The organism is Burkholderia anthina, from assembly GCF_902498995.1.
GTDB classification, from domain to species: domain Bacteria; phylum Pseudomonadota; class Gammaproteobacteria; order Burkholderiales; family Burkholderiaceae; genus Burkholderia; species Burkholderia anthina.
In genome coordinates this window covers 146,471-160,621 of record NZ_CABVLY010000010.1, presented here as the reverse complement: position 1 = coordinate 160,621, position 14,151 = coordinate 146,471, and the positions used below count along the sequence as shown (strand labels likewise).

10 protein-coding genes are annotated in these 14,151 nt (G+C 66.8%); 6 read left to right on the top strand and 4 right to left on the bottom strand.

Annotation, left to right across the window (positions count from 1 at the left end):
* Window positions 1-43 precede the first annotated feature (43 nt).
* Window positions 44-538: an LEA/WHy family protein gene (locus BME24068_RS15515; protein WP_096504364.1), complete on the bottom strand. Its 495-nt coding sequence runs from the start codon at window positions 536-538 to the stop codon at window positions 44-46.
* Between the two features lie 643 nt (window positions 539-1,181).
* On the opposite strand from BME24068_RS15515, the gene BME24068_RS15510 reads away from it, so the two are divergent.
* Window positions 1,182-3,365, top strand: coding sequence for a M1 family metallopeptidase (locus BME24068_RS15510; RefSeq protein ID WP_174926565.1), 2,184 nt, complete (start codon window positions 1,182-1,184; stop codon window positions 3,363-3,365).
* Between the two features lie 115 nt (window positions 3,366-3,480).
* On the opposite strand, the gene BME24068_RS15505 is transcribed toward BME24068_RS15510, so the two are convergent.
* Window positions 3,481-4,401 carry a LysR family transcriptional regulator gene (locus BME24068_RS15505; RefSeq protein WP_174926564.1) on the bottom strand — a complete coding sequence of 307 codons (921 nt, stop codon included), beginning with the start codon at window positions 4,399-4,401 and terminating at the stop codon, window positions 3,481-3,483.
* 159 nt (window positions 4,402-4,560) lie between these two features.
* Between BME24068_RS15505 and BME24068_RS15500 the strand changes: the two genes are divergently transcribed.
* Window positions 4,561-5,538, top strand: coding sequence for a quinone oxidoreductase family protein (locus BME24068_RS15500; protein WP_096504358.1), 978 nt, complete (start codon window positions 4,561-4,563; stop codon window positions 5,536-5,538).
* 26 nt (window positions 5,539-5,564) lie between these two features.
* Entirely contained in the window at window positions 5,565-5,714 is a 150-nt protein-coding gene (locus BME24068_RS15495) for a DUF1427 family protein (protein WP_342356220.1), read from the top strand.
* 41 nt (window positions 5,715-5,755) lie between these two features.
* On the opposite strand, the gene BME24068_RS15490 is transcribed toward BME24068_RS15495, so the two are convergent.
* Window positions 5,756-6,784, bottom strand: a complete 1,029-nt coding sequence (locus BME24068_RS15490) for a transporter (RefSeq protein WP_096504453.1) — start codon at window positions 6,782-6,784, stop codon at window positions 5,756-5,758.
* A 205-nt stretch (window positions 6,785-6,989) separates the two neighbouring features.
* Complete coding sequence (locus tag BME24068_RS15485; protein WP_174926563.1) at window positions 6,990-7,955, bottom strand: phage tail protein; 966 nt, start codon at window positions 7,953-7,955, stop codon at window positions 6,990-6,992.
* Window positions 7,956-8,076: 121 nt separating this feature from the next.
* On the opposite strand from BME24068_RS15485, the gene BME24068_RS15480 reads away from it, so the two are divergent.
* The 3 genes from BME24068_RS15480 (at window position 8,077) to tagF (ending at window position 14,151) form a co-directional block, all read left to right on the top strand.
* Complete coding sequence (locus BME24068_RS15480) at window positions 8,077-8,922, top strand: M15 family metallopeptidase (protein ID WP_096504352.1); 846 nt, start codon at window positions 8,077-8,079, stop codon at window positions 8,920-8,922.
* Between the two features lie 301 nt (window positions 8,923-9,223).
* A complete protein-coding gene (gene tssM, locus BME24068_RS15475) occupies window positions 9,224-13,165 on the top strand; it encodes a type VI secretion system membrane subunit TssM (RefSeq protein WP_174926562.1) in 3,942 nt (1,313 codons plus the stop codon).
* Window positions 13,162-14,151, top strand: coding sequence for a type VI secretion system-associated protein TagF (tagF, locus tag BME24068_RS15470; RefSeq protein WP_096504348.1), 990 nt, complete (start codon window positions 13,162-13,164; stop codon window positions 14,149-14,151). The genes tssM and tagF overlap by 4 nt, the downstream gene beginning before the upstream one ends.

Genomic DNA, 14,151 nt, shown 5'->3' with positions numbered 1-14,151 from the left:
CGTCCGGTAGCGCACCGGTATCGCGCCGCGGCGCGCGGGCCGTCTACCGGCCCCATCCCGGCGTCGCCGGCATGCGCAACGTACCGGCGTCGTTGAAGTGCACGGTGCCGAGCACGCCGCCGGCGAGCCGGCCGCGCAGCGCATACGGCAACTCGCCGTTCGCGGCCGCGCCGGGGAGATTCCACGCCTGCCGCGCGGCGGCGAAAGCCGATACCGAGACGGGCACGTCGATCACGGCTTCGCCGAAGCGCGGCACGCTGCCCGTCCGGTCGCTGACCCCGCTCGCGAACGGCGTGCCGTTCAGATCGAGCGCGACCGCGATGCCGTCGTATTCGATCGGCGCGTCGTTCGGGTTCTGCACGCGCAGCTTCAGGCTGAACCGCATCTCGAGACCCTGCCCGACGAGCGGGTCGAGCCCGACGACGGTCACGTTCACGGGCTCGCGCGTGAGCCCCGCGCAACCGCCGAGCATGAGGACGGCGGCGAACAACAGCAGCGTGGCGCGCAGCGGCGCGATACGGAACAGGGCGCGTGGCACGGGAGGCCTCCTCGACGTAATCGATCGATGAATCATCGATACATTGTACCGAGCGCGCCGGGCCACGCCATGATTCGTAGTTTTCGCTTATCGGCAAGATCGTTAATAGATTAAAACTACGAAAACAACAGCCAGACAGAAAGCAGATTAATGCCTTTCACCATTCAATCGCGCGCAAAAAACCCAATAGACGCGCCTTCTAATTTTTTCGTTTCCTTTACCCAAAACCATCAAGTATATTTACGCATCCTTCGAGCAGGCCGACAAACCTTGAAACCGCATGACGGCGATTTTACGGAACGGCGACACGCCGTCCTTCCGTCGCGCGGCCTGGTGCGGCCAGCCCCGTGGGTCGTCGGTGCAAAGGGAATGCGCGCCCGCAGCGGGCGGGCGGCCCCGTGTCGTGCGCGCGAAATCAATTCAGTACAACACGCGCCCGGCCATTTTTAACCGGCAAGTTAACCGATATCCGGAAAACACAGAGGGGGCAGTAAACCATGATTACCTTCACGTAGTCGGTCGACCGTCTTTTTCGAATATCCGCCACTGGCATTTCGCGTCGCCGTTGATTAACGGCGGGGGATTGCTTTTGCCGGCGTTTTCGCAGCACTGAACGATTCTTTCAACAATCGAGGTTTCAGTCATGTCGATCAACATTCGCAAGATGCGTTATCTGCCGCTCGTCGCCGCACTGGCACTCGCCGGATGCGGCGGCGACGACGGCGGCACGGGCTCGGCTTCCGCGCTCAGCTCCGCCGGCGCACCGCAGCCGGGCTCGACGCCCGCCGTCACCACGCCGCCGAGCGCACCTCCGCCGGCCACCGCCAACGTCGACAAGAACGTGCCGCCTGTCGAACTCCCGGACACCGTCGTCCCGGTCAACTACCGGCTATGGTTCCGCCCGAACGACGCGCTGAACGCGTTCGACGGGCGCGCCGACGTCGAGATCAAGGTGTTGAAGCCGGTCAACAACATCGTGATCGCCGGCCACCGGATCAAGTTCACGAACGGCCGCATCACGCTGCAGCCGGGCAACATCCAGCTGATCGCGACGCCGCAGGACAAGGGCGACTACTACCAGTTGCGCCCGGTCAGCGGCACGATCGCGGCGGGCAACTATTCGCTGCACATGGAGTGGTCGGGCATCATCAACTTCAAGTCGTATGACGATCCGGTCGCGAAGACGGGCGGCAGCTGCGGCGACGATCCGTATCCGGGCTGCTCGGCGGCGGAAGGCGTCTTCCGCGTCGACCTGAAGGGCACCGACGGCAAGACGAGCGGCGCGATTCTCACGCAGGGCGAAACCAACCTGGCGCGCCAGTGGTTCCCGGGCTGGGACGAACCCGCGTTCCGTCCGACCTATGAAGTGACGGCCGAAGTGCCGCAAAGCTGGCGCGTCGTGTCGAACGCGGCCGAGAAGCCGTCGACCAACGTCGGCGACGGCTACAAGCTCGTGCAGTTCGAGAAGACGCCGCCGATGCCGTCGTACCTGCTGTTCTTCGGCGGCGGCATGTTCGACACGTACGAGGACAATTTCACGAGCCCGCTGCCGGGCGGCAAGGGCGGCCTGCATCTGCGCGTGTTCACGCCGCCGGGCATGAGCGACTGGGCGAAGCCGGCAATGGACCGCACCAAGCAGGCCCTCGATTTCTACTACCGCTACACGGGTATCCCGCTGCCGCTGACGAAGTTCGACACGGTCGCCGCGAACGACGCGTTCAAGGAACAGAAGGATCTGAACTTCGGCGGGATGGAGAACTGGGGTTCGATCCTCGAATTCGCCGACGACATCCTGCCGCAGCCGGGCCAGCCGATGTCGCAGTACGGCAATGAAGTGCTGACGCACGAAGTCGCACACCAGTGGTTCGGCGATCTGGTCACGACCGACTGGTGGGACGACGTGTGGCTCAACGAGTCGTTCGCGACGTTCTTCGAGACGAAGACGACGATCCAGTTCTTCCCCGACCAGTTCAGCTGGCTCGACCAGGTGAAGAACAAGTACCGCGTGATCAACCGCGACATCGGCCCGAACGCGTTCCCGGTCGCACCGAACTTCAACGACTGGGCGTCGAACGACTTCGTGCTGAGCGCGAGCGCGTTCACGTACGACAAGGGCGGCCACGTGCTGAAGACGCTCGAGAACTATCTCGGCGAGCAGACACTGCGCCACGGCCTGCAGCAGTACCTGGTCGACTACTCGTTCGGCAACGGCACGCCGAAGCGTCTGTGGGATGCGCTGTCGAAGGCGAGCGGCCAGCCGGTCGGCCCGATCGGCGACAGCTACGTGCGCCAGACGGGCGTGCCGCTGATCTCGCTCGACACGCAGTGCGACCTGACGAAGAACCAGACGGTCGTCACGCTGAGACAGCAGCCGTTCCCGAACAAGAACGCGTATCCGGGCCTGCAATGGACGGTGCCGCTCACGCTCGCGTACGGCCAGGGTCTCGCGAAACACACGACGCTCGCGCTGAAGGACACGCAGACGCAGACGCGGATCGAAGGCTGCACGGGCGTGGTCGCGGATCCGAGCGGCCTCGACTACTACGTCGTGAACTACAGCGACGCGGCATGGAGCGGCCTGCTCACGCAGATCAACACGTCGACCGATCCGGTGCTGCTCGCGAACCTGAAGAGCGAGGCCGCGCTGCTCGTCGCGAACAACCTCGCGCCGGCTTCGCGTTCGACGTCGATCGGCTCGGTCGCTTCGCCGGCCGCGATGAAGCTGCGCCAGACGCCGAGCTTCGGCGGTATCGCGCCGGTGGAGAAGGAGCGTCCGACGCTGCGCTACCAGGGCATGTTCAAGCCGCGCAAGACGGTGGCTCAGTAACGTTGTCGTTCGACCGGCCGCGCCGCGCACGCCGCGGTGCCGGCCGGCGCTTCCCGCTGTTCGACGGGCCCCGCACGCGGGGCCCGTTCTTCATTGCACGCCGTCGATCGCGTCGTCACGCCCACGCGGCATCCCACGCGGGCTGCGCGAACCACGTGGCGAGGAACGCGACCAGCCGCGACGCGCGGGCGCTGCCGCGCGCCTGCTGGCGCAACACGTGAATCGTCGCCGGCTCGGGCGCGGCCGCATAACGCGGCAGCAAGGCACGCAGCCGACCGTCGCGCAGCGCGTCCCCCGCGAGCCAGGTCGGCAGGTGCGCGACGCCGAGCCCGTCGATCGCCGCTTCGAGCAGCGCCTCGGAATGGTTGCTGCGAAACCGCGGCTGCGACGGCACGTGACGGCGGCCGTCGAAACGCCATGCGCCCGGCGGCGGCGCGCCGTGCCACGCGAGGCAATCGTGCCCGGCCAGCGCGTCGGGCGATTCGGGTTCGCCGCGCCGCGCGACGTAGTCGGGGCTCGCGCACAGCACGCGGCGTTGCGGCGCGAGCACGGTCGCGACGAAGCGCGTGTCTTCCAGCGGGCCGATGCGCACCGCGAGATCGACGTCGGAGCCGAGCCGCGTGCCTTGCGGATCGACCATGCTGTCCGTCAGCAACAGGTCGACCTGCAGCGCCGGATGACGCTGCATGAACGCGGCCAGCGCGGCCATCAGGTGCCTGCGGCCGAACGGTGCCGGACAGTCGACGCGCAGCAGCCCGCTCGGCTCGTCGTGCTGGCTGTGCAGGTCCTCCTGCAGCCCGCGCAGCTCGGCGAGCATCCGCGTCGCGCGACCGTACAGCAGCAGACCGGCCTCGGTCGGCCGAAGCGCGTGCGTGGTGCGATGCAGAAGGCGGATGCCGAGCTGCGCCTCGAGCCGGTCGATGCGCCGCGTGACCGACGATGCGGCGACGCCCAGCCGGCGCGCGGCCGCCGAAAAGCTCTGCTGGTCGACCACGTCGACGAACAGCGCCAGATGCGGAGAAAGAAAGTCGTCCATGCCGGCTCCCGGGATTGCTATGCAATAAATGCAAAGCAATCATTCGCCTTTGCACATTTCCATGTCAAATCCGGCCGACTAGACTCCAGTCATCCTGTTCCACCGCTGCATGCGCCCGCCCGCCGGGCAGCGCGCCAGCCCCTCTTCACGGAGATCATCATGCGCAGCATCCGCTTCGACGCCCCCGCTCCCGACATCGAGTCGCTCGACGCACGCGTCAGGGAAGTCGACCCGCCCGTGCCGGGCGACGGCCAGATGCTGATCGAGGTGCGCGCGGCCGGCGTCAATCCGAGCGACGTGAAAGCCGCGCTCGGGCGCATGCCGCATGCGGTGTGGCCGCGCACGCCCGGCCGCGACTGGGCCGGCATCGTGCGCGGCGGCCCCGACGGCTGGATCGGTGCGCCGGTATGGGGCTCGGGCGGCGACCTCGGCGTCGGGCGCGACGGCTCGCATGCGCAATGGCTGGTGCTCGATGCCGCGCAAGTACGCCGCAAGCCGGCCGTGCTGACGCTCGACGAAGCGGCCGGCATCGGCGTGCCGTTCGTCACCGCGTACGAAGGGCTGCGGCGCGCCGGCATGCCCGAGGCCGGCGACGTCGTGCTCGTGTTCGGCGCAAACGGCAAGGTCGGCCAGGCCGCGATCCAGCTTGCGACCGCGCGCGGCGCAACGGTGATCGGCGTCGAGCGCGGCCCCGGCGCCTATCGCGGCCACGCATCGGGCGACGTGCGCGTGATCGACGCTTCGCGCGAAGCGGTGGCCGACGCGGTGCGCGCGGCGACCGGCGGGCACGGCGCGGACATCGTCTACAACACGGTGGGCAGCCCGTATTTCGAAGCGGCGAACGCATCGATGGCGATCGGTGGGCGCCAGATCTTCATCTCGACGATCGACCGCAGCGTGCCGTTCGACATCTTCTCGTTCTATCGCGGCCAGCACACGTACGTCGGCGTCGATTCGCTGCAGCTCGGCGGCACCGCGGTCGCGAACATCCTCGATACGCTCGCGCCCGGCTTCGGCAACGGCACGCTGCGCGCGTTCCCGATCGAGGAGGCGTACACGTACCCGCTCGAGCGCGCGCACGATGCATATCGCGCAGTGCTGGCCGGCGCGCGCGAGCGCGTGATCCTCAAACCGTGACGCCGCCCGGCACGGAGACCGCCATGATGAATTACCTGCTTTCGCTTGCGGTGGGCCTCGGCGTCGGCGTGCTGTACGCACTGCTGCACGTGCGCTCGCCGGCCCCGCCGCTCGTCGCGCTCGTCGGCCTGCTCGGGATGGTGATCGGCGAGCACGCGATCACGCTGCTGCGCTGACGCGTTGCCGGCGTGCCGCGCCCGGCGTGATGCGGCCGCCGCTAGCGATCGTCGCGCCGGCGAAACGCCCACCATGCGGCGAGCGCGGTAAAGCCCGCCACCAGCAGCACCATCAGCCAGAACCCGTGCTTGTTCTCCGAGAACGGCACACCGCCGACGTTCATCCCGAAAAAGCCCGCGACGATATTGATCGGCAGTGCGATCACGGTCACGAGCGTCAGCGTGAAGAGCGTCCGGTTGTTCTGCTCGTCGAGCCGCGAGCCGATCTCTTCCTGCAGCAGCTTGATCCGCTCGTTGAGCCCCGACAGATCGGCGAGCACGAGCGAGAATTCCTCGGTCGACTCGCGCAACTCCTGCACGTCTTCGGCATGCAGCCACGCGGGCGGCTTCGCCAGCAGCCGGAAGATCGACCCGGGCTCGGGCGCCAGCATGCGTTGCAGGCGCGTCAGCGTGCGGCGCATCGCACCCAGCTCGACGCGATTCGACGTGAGCCGCTGCGACAGGAAGCGATCCTCGATGCGATCGACGTCGACGCTCGTGCGTCGCATGATCTGGATCAGGAGGTCGGCCTGGTCGTGCAGCAGGTGCACGAGCAGTTCGGCCGGCGACCGGAACTGCTCGCCGTCGCGCACGCATGCGCGCAGCGTATCGACCGAGCGCAGCGGCTTGAGCCGCGCGGTGACCATGATGCGCCGCTCGACATGGACGAACAGCGTCGCGATTTCCGACGGCGTCAGCTCGAGATTGAACATCACGTCGTTGACGATCGCGCGCAGCGCGCCGTCCTCCTGCTCGATGCGCGTCGAACGCGATCCTTCGTGCAGGAATTCGAAGAAGCTGTCGGGCAGCCCGAGGTGCGTGCGCATCCAGCGCTCGCTCGCGCCGTGCGCGAGATTGAAGTGCAGCCAGACGAAATCGTCCGATGCCACCGCCTCGTGCCCGCGGCACGTATGCAGCCACGCGGCGGCCGCGTCGGCATCGAGCATTGCGCCCGACCCGCCCGGGACGAAGCGGAATCCGCACACCATGCCGGACGTATCGGCGCCGTAAGTCTGTACGATCAGATCCATCGTGTCGAAGGTCATGCTGCGCGCACCGCGCCGCGCATCGCGCATCGCGGCGCCACGCCGGGAAAAGAAAGGAAACGTATGCACGACGCGTGTGACACTCGCGTGACTCTGTCACACACGACGATGCGCGCGCCGCCCGCGGCCCCAAAAGCAACGCGCCGCTCGAGGGCGGCGCGTGTGCGATGAACCGGTAGTGTAATGCAGCTTACTGCCGCGTCTCGGACTGCGCGGCGGCCGGGCATGCCGGATCCTTGCCCCAGTGGCCCTCGCAAACGCGCCAGCGGCACAGCTGATCCTCGAAGAAACCACGCTCCGAGCAGTCCTTCACGCGCGAGGCGAGCGAGCCGCCCGTCGCGGCCGCCGTCTTCGTCGGCCCGGCCTGCGCCTTCTGCGCGGCGGTCTTCTTGTCGGCCGGTTTCGTGCGCGCGACGAGCGCCGCCAGCAGATCGGCATCCGGATCGTCCTTCCCTGACGATCGCGCACCGCCGGTACGGGCCGCCGTTTCGCGACGCTTCTTCGCCTGCGCGAGCTCTGCCTGTTCCTTGCGGTGCTTGCGGGCCTCCGCCTTCGCGTCGGCCTTGGCCTCTGCCTTGCTGCGTGCCGCGACCTTGTCGTTCTTCGCTGCGTCGGCTTTCGCGGTTTTCGTCGTTGCAACCGCGGCTGCCGTTGCCGCGGCGGCTGCGCCTGCGGTAGCGGTAGCGGCGCCCGGCGTATCGTCGGCCCCGTTCGCGAGCGCACGCGACAGACGGCTGTCGTCCGTGCCGGACGCGGACGATGCGGACGCAACGGTCGCGGATGCGGCATCCTCGTTGACGATCGTCGCCGGTTGAACGGCGGACGCCGCCGACGCGGCATTCTGCGCGACCTGCGCGGCACCGCTGGCCGGTTCGGCCTTCGCGGCTGCCTGCGCGGGCGCGGCGGCCACGACGGCCGGCTCGCCGGATTGCTGCTGCCAGCGCCATGCGCCCCAGCCGCCGACGGCGACCACGAGCGCGACCACGGCCGCGATCGGCCCCTTCAGCGAGCGGCGCGACGATTCGGCCGGCGGCGTGACACGTCCTTCCAGATTCGCGAGAATGCGCGATTGCTGCGGTCCACCCTCGCCTGCCGGCTTGCTGTCGGACAGCAGGCTAGGCGGGGTTTTCGAATTTGAATTTTCCGGCGCACTCATTCAGCGTCTCATTGAATCCTGGTTTAATTCACCGCGATAATATAGCCCGGCCTCTCAAAGCAGCCTGATTCTAAGAGCAAGCATTGCAAAACACAATCAATTCCAATTTCCGGGGATTTCGTTGATTGCCGTCGCACTCGTCGCCTATTTCGCCCTTGCCGTCGCGGTCGCGGCACTGTTGCTTTTACCGGGTATCCGCGCGACCGTTTTCGAATCCGTCGCCCAGTTTCACGGCCGTCTAACGCGCCGTGCGAACGATCGCGCCGCGCGTACGCGAAGTCGAATTGTTAAATCGGCAAGCATTACCCGCGACGCATTAAGTGATGCGCAAAATTTACTGATTCGACGGCGCTTGATGATTATGGTATCGGCAGGTATTCTTGCGACGCCGCCATTGGTGGCCATTGCGTTACGCGGTCGGCAATTGTTTCAGTACGACGACACGGCGCGCGTGCCCGACGAGAAGATCGCCGCGTTGCTGCAGGGCGAGCAGCTCGTCCCGCCTCCGCCGCTGCCGCCTGAAGTCTTTGCCACGAAGGAAGTCGAACAGGTACGGCCGGCGCTGAAGGATGCGAGCCGCGACTGGAACCTGCTGGATCCCGACTTCCGCACGCGTTTGCTGCTGGTCTACAAGATCATGCACGAACAATATGGTTATGAAATGGCGCTGCTGGAAGGTTATCGGAGCCCGGAACGCCAGAACCGGCTCGCGCAGATGGGCACCAACGTGACCAACGCGGCGGCCTTCCAGAGTTATCACCAATTCGGGCTGGCGGCCGACAACGCATTCCTGCGCGACGGCAAGCTGGTCATTTCCGAGAAAGATCCCTGGGCGATGCGCGGCTACCAGTTGTACGGACAAGTTGCCGAGCAGGTCGGCCTGACCTGGGGGGGCCGCTGGAAGATGATGGATCTCGGGCACGTGGAATACCATAAACCCGGTTTTAAACTGGGACGCGGCAGCTAGTCAGGGCTGTCGTACAAGAAATAATGAGGGCGGCATGGGGCTTTTTAATCACCCGGCAGGAAACTATTTGGGCGGCGCAATCGATCGGGCATTCCGTTGCACGATTTTTTCAGGCCGCCGCTTCCGTTTTAATTCTCACAGCGTCCTTTCATTAATGCGCGCGCCTTCTCCGATGCCGCGAGCGCATTGATGCCAGCCCCCTTCATCCCGTCTGACAGCATGGCGACACACCGCGGCGCCACTCTTGCCGCTCGACGCGCCTGCGTCGCCTCACCGAATCGCACCGGAACCTGAACGTCCTATGCAACGCATCCTCAACGTGCTGACTCATCCGCGTACGCTCTCGATCGTCGGGATCGTCGCGCTAGCGGCGATTCTCTTCATCGCCGTCGACATGCTGCAGTTGCCGCTCCTGTGGGCAGCGATCGCCTTCGCGGCGATCCTCGTGCTGTGGCTCGGCGTCGCGTTGTGGCGCCGCTGGCGCGTGAAGCGCGCGAACCAGCAGCTCGGCCAGGTGCTGGAAGAGCAGGCGGAAACCGGCAAGATCGCGGCACCGGCCGCCGCCGCGATCGCACCCGATGCGAAGACGGCAGACCTCGACGTGCTGCGCACGCGCCTGTCCGACGCTGTGAAGACGATCAAGACGTCGAAGATCGGCCAAGTGTCGGGCGGCTCCGCGCTGTACGAACTGCCGTGGTACATCGTGATCGGCAATCCGGCCGCGGGCAAGAGCAGCGCCGTGCTGAACTCGGGCCTGCAGTTTCCGTTCGCGGACAAGAACAGCGCCGTGATCCACGGCATCGGCGGCACGCGTAACTGCGACTGGTTCTTCACGACCGAAGGGATCCTGCTCGACACGGCCGGCCGCTATTCGGTACACGAGGAAGACCGCAGCGAATGGCTCGGCTTTCTCGGCCTGCTGAAGCGCTACCGTCCGAAGGCGCCGATCAACGGCATCATCGTCACCGCCAGCATCGCCGAACTCACCGGCAACCGCCCCGAATTTGCGATCAACCTCGCGAAAAACCTCCGCCAGCGCGTTCAGGAACTGACGGAAAAGCTCGAAGTGTTCGCACCGGTCTACGTGATGTTCACGAAGGCCGACCTGATCACCGGCTTCACCGAATTCTTCAGCAGCAGCGACAAGCACGAGTACGACCGCGTGTGGGGCGCCACCCTGCCCTACGAGCCGGACGACAAGCGCGACGTCGTCGCGCAGTTCGACACGCACTTCGAGGAACTGTACGAAGGGCTGAAGGAAATCAGCGTCGCGCAGCTGTCGCTGTCGCGCGGCAACCAGTTGTCGCCGGGCCAGCTGAGCTTCCCGCTCGAATTCTCGACGATCAAGCCGTCGCTGCGCGCGTTCCTCGCGACGCTGTTCGAAAACAACCCGTTCCAGTACAAGCCGATCTTCCGCGGCTTCTATTTCACGAGCGCACTGCAGGAAGGCGAAACCAACAGCGCCGCCGCGCAGCGCATCGCGAGCCGCTTCGGCCTCGACGCGAACGCGCTGCCGAAGCCGCACAGCGCATTCTCGAAGAACGGCTTCTTCCTGCGCGACCTGTTCTCGAAGGTGATCTTCGCGGATCGCCAGACCGTGCGCCAGTTCGCGAGCCCGACCAAGACGCGGCTGCGCTACGCGACCTTCTTCGGCTTCGTCGCCGCACTCGCGCTCGCGCTCGGCGGCTGGACCTGGTCGACGATCGGCAACCAGCAGCTCGTCACGAACGTGCAGGCCGACCTCGACAACGTCACGCGCCTGCAGCAGGGCCGCAACGACCTGCAGTCGCGCCTGCAGGCGATGGACATCCTCGAGGACCGGATCGAACAGCTCGAGCAGTTCCGCCGCGACAAGCCGCTGTCGGTGTCGCTCGGCCTGTACCAGGGCGACCGTCTCGAACAGCATCTGCTGACCGAGTACTACAACGGCGTGCGCCAGATCCTGCTGGCGCCGGTCTCGCAGAATCTCGCGTCGTTCATGAAGGACGTGAACGCACACCCCGAACAGCTCGTGCCGATGACGCGCCCGCCCGAATCGGGCGCCGTGCAGGGCGGCGCGCAGCCTGTTTCGACGAACCCGCCGGGAGCCGCGCCGCTGGCCGGCGCCGCGCAAGGCGCGTCCGCCGCGACGGACACCGCACAGCAGCCGCCGGCCGCACCGCAGGGCGGGCTGTACAGCGACGCGTCGCCGACCAACGTGCAGGACGCGTACAACGCGCTGAAGACCTACCTGATGCTGTCCGACAAGCGTCACGTCGAACAGGCGCACCTGACCGACCAGCTCGCGCGCTTCTGGCGCGGCTGGCTCGAGACGAATCGCGGCAACATGCCGCGCGACGAGATGATCAAGAGCGCCGAGCGCATGATCTCGTTCTATCTGTCACGCGTGAACGACGACGACTGGCCGATGATCGACGCGAACCTCGCGCTCGTCGACCAGACCCGCGAGAACCTGCGCCACGTCGTGCGCGGGATGCCGGCCCGCCAGCGCGTCTATGAGGAAATCAAGGCACGCGCATCGACCCGCTTCGCGCCGATGACCGTCGCGCGCATCGTCGGCGACGGCAACCAGGGCCTGATCGCCGGCAGCTATGCGATCCCGGGCACGTTCACGCGCGAAGCGTGGTTCGACTACGTGCAGCCGGCGATCCGCGACGCGGCGACCAAGGAACTGCAGGCGAAGGACTGGGTGCTGAACACGTCGACGCAGGACGACCTGACGCTGGAAGGCAGCCCCGAACAGATCCAGAAGACGCTCGTCGGCATGTACAAGACCGAGTACGCGCAGCACTGGCAGAAGTTCATGCAGGGCATTGCGGTACAGGGCTTCAGCAGCTTCGGCCAGGCCGTCGACGGGATGAACCGCCTCGGCGACCCGCAGGATTCGCCGATCCGCAAGATCCTCGAGACCGCGTACGACCAGACGTCGTGGGACAACCCGTCGCTCGCCAACGTGGCGATCAAGAAGGCGCAAACGGGTGTCGTGAACTGGGTCAAGCAGTTGTTCTCGCGCTCGCAGGCCGGCCAGATCGCAGCCGCGAATATCGACATCAACGGCAATCCGGCCGAAGTGCCGATGGGTCCGATCGGCCAGGAGTTCATCGGGCTCGCGCGGATCGTCGCGACGCATGACGGCACGTCGATGCTCAAGGGCTACATGGACTCGCTGTCGAAGGTCCGCACGCGCTTCAACGTGATCAAGAACCAGGGCGACCCCGGCCCCGGCGCGCGCCAGTTGATGCAGCAGACGCTCGACGGCAACGGGTCGGAACTCGCCGATTCGCTGAAGTTCGTCGACGAGCAGATGCTGACGGGCCTCACCGATTCGCAACGCAAGTCGCTGCGTCCGCTGCTGGTGCGGCCGCTGATGCAGGCGTTCTCGGTGGTGATCCAGCCGGCCAGCGCCGAAGTCAACAAGGTGTGGAACGCGCAGGTCTACCAGCCGTTCCAGAGCTCGCTCGCGACGAAGTACCCGTTCGCGCCGAGCGCGAAGGTCGAGGCCGGCGCCGGTGAAATCGCGCAGGTGTTCGGTCCGGACGGCGCGATCGCGAAGTTCGTCGGCACGACGCTGGGCCCGCTCGCGGTGCGCCGCGGCGACACGCTCGCCGCCCGCACGTGGGGCGACATGGGCATCGGCCTCACGCCGGACTTCACGAACGGCTTCGCGCGCTGGGTCGCCCCGCTCGCCGGTGGCGCGGCAGGCGGCGCGGCCGCGGCATCCGAGCCGCAGACCGTGTTCCAGATCCTGCCGCAGCCGAGCACCGGCACGACGGAATACACGATCGCGATCGACGGCCAGCAGCTGCGTTACCGCAACACGCCGCCGCAGTGGACCAACTTCGTGTGGCCGAATCCGCAGGGCTCGCCGGGCGCGACGCTGTCCGCGACGACCTTCGACGGCCGCACGGTGCAGCTCGTCAACGAGCCGGGCCGCTACGGTCTCGAGAAGCTGATCAACTCGGCGCAGCGCAAGCGGCGTCCGGACGGCACCTTCGACCTCACGTGGGTCCAGGGCAGCGTGAACGTGTCGGTGACGATGCGCATCATCAGCACGTCGCAACCGACGAGCGGCGGCGGCGACCAGCCGCAGCAGCAGAGCCTGCGCGGCCTGCAACTGCCGTCGTCGGTCGCCGATGCGAGCGCGGGCGCCGCGCAGAACGCGACGCAGGCCGGCACGGGCACGCCGGCTGCAGCACCGGCCGTCACGGCCGCCACCGCAAACAATGCACAGGGGGCGCAATGACGCAAACCGTCCAGGCGCAAATCGCCTACTTCGGCAAGATTCCGTCGCGCGGCGACTTCGTGAAGAGCGCGCACAATCCGCAACTGCTGCAGACGCTCGACCGCTGGATCGCGCAGGCGCTCGAACTGCTCGCGGAAGATCCGCGCTGGAAGATCGTCTACGAGGATGCGAAGCCGATGCATTTCGCGTTCCTCGGCTCGCGCAGCAAGCTCGCGATCGCGGGCCACATGGTCGCGAGCCACGACGTGTCGATGCGCCGCTTCCCGTTCCTCGGCGCAACCGCGCTCGAAGTCGACCGCCCGCTCGCGTTCCTCGCGCGCAGCCCGCTCGCGTTCGCGCGGCTGTGGTCGCGCGTCGCCGCGCAGATCCCGCCGCTGCTCGCGAAGGACGAGCCGCCCGGCGCGCTGCAGGCGCTCGGCGACACGCAAGTGCCGATCGACGTCGGCGGCCCCGGCACGTCGCATGACGGCACCTTCAACGACTTCGTCGAACACCAGTCGCTGTACGGCCTGCAACAGATGCTGCTCGAAAGCGGTCACCCCGTGCGGCTGCGCGGCGCGATGCTCGCGCTCGGCTCGCTGCTGCGGCCCGTGATGCAGAGCGGCTCGTCGCACATCGAGCGCGGCCTCACGCTGCCGCTGCCGGTCGACCCGTTCTATCGCAGCCTCGTCGCCGCGTTCTGGCTCGAGCTGATCGCGCCGTTCGTCGCGCAGGCCGACTTCGAACTCGCCATCTTCATCGGCACGATCGCCGAGCGCGAACGGCTGATCATCGGCTTCAACGGCGCGTCGTCGAAGACACTGCTGAGCGTCGTCGATCCGCAAACCTACGCCGCCCACAACATCGACATCGACGATCCCGAGTGGATCGACGCCCATGCGCAAAACGATCAGCAGATCAGCAAGCTCGTCAGCTACCTCGACCAACCGCAACTCTCGCTGCGCGTCGCCATCGACGCGTTCCGCGAAGCGTTCATCGGAGGCTGA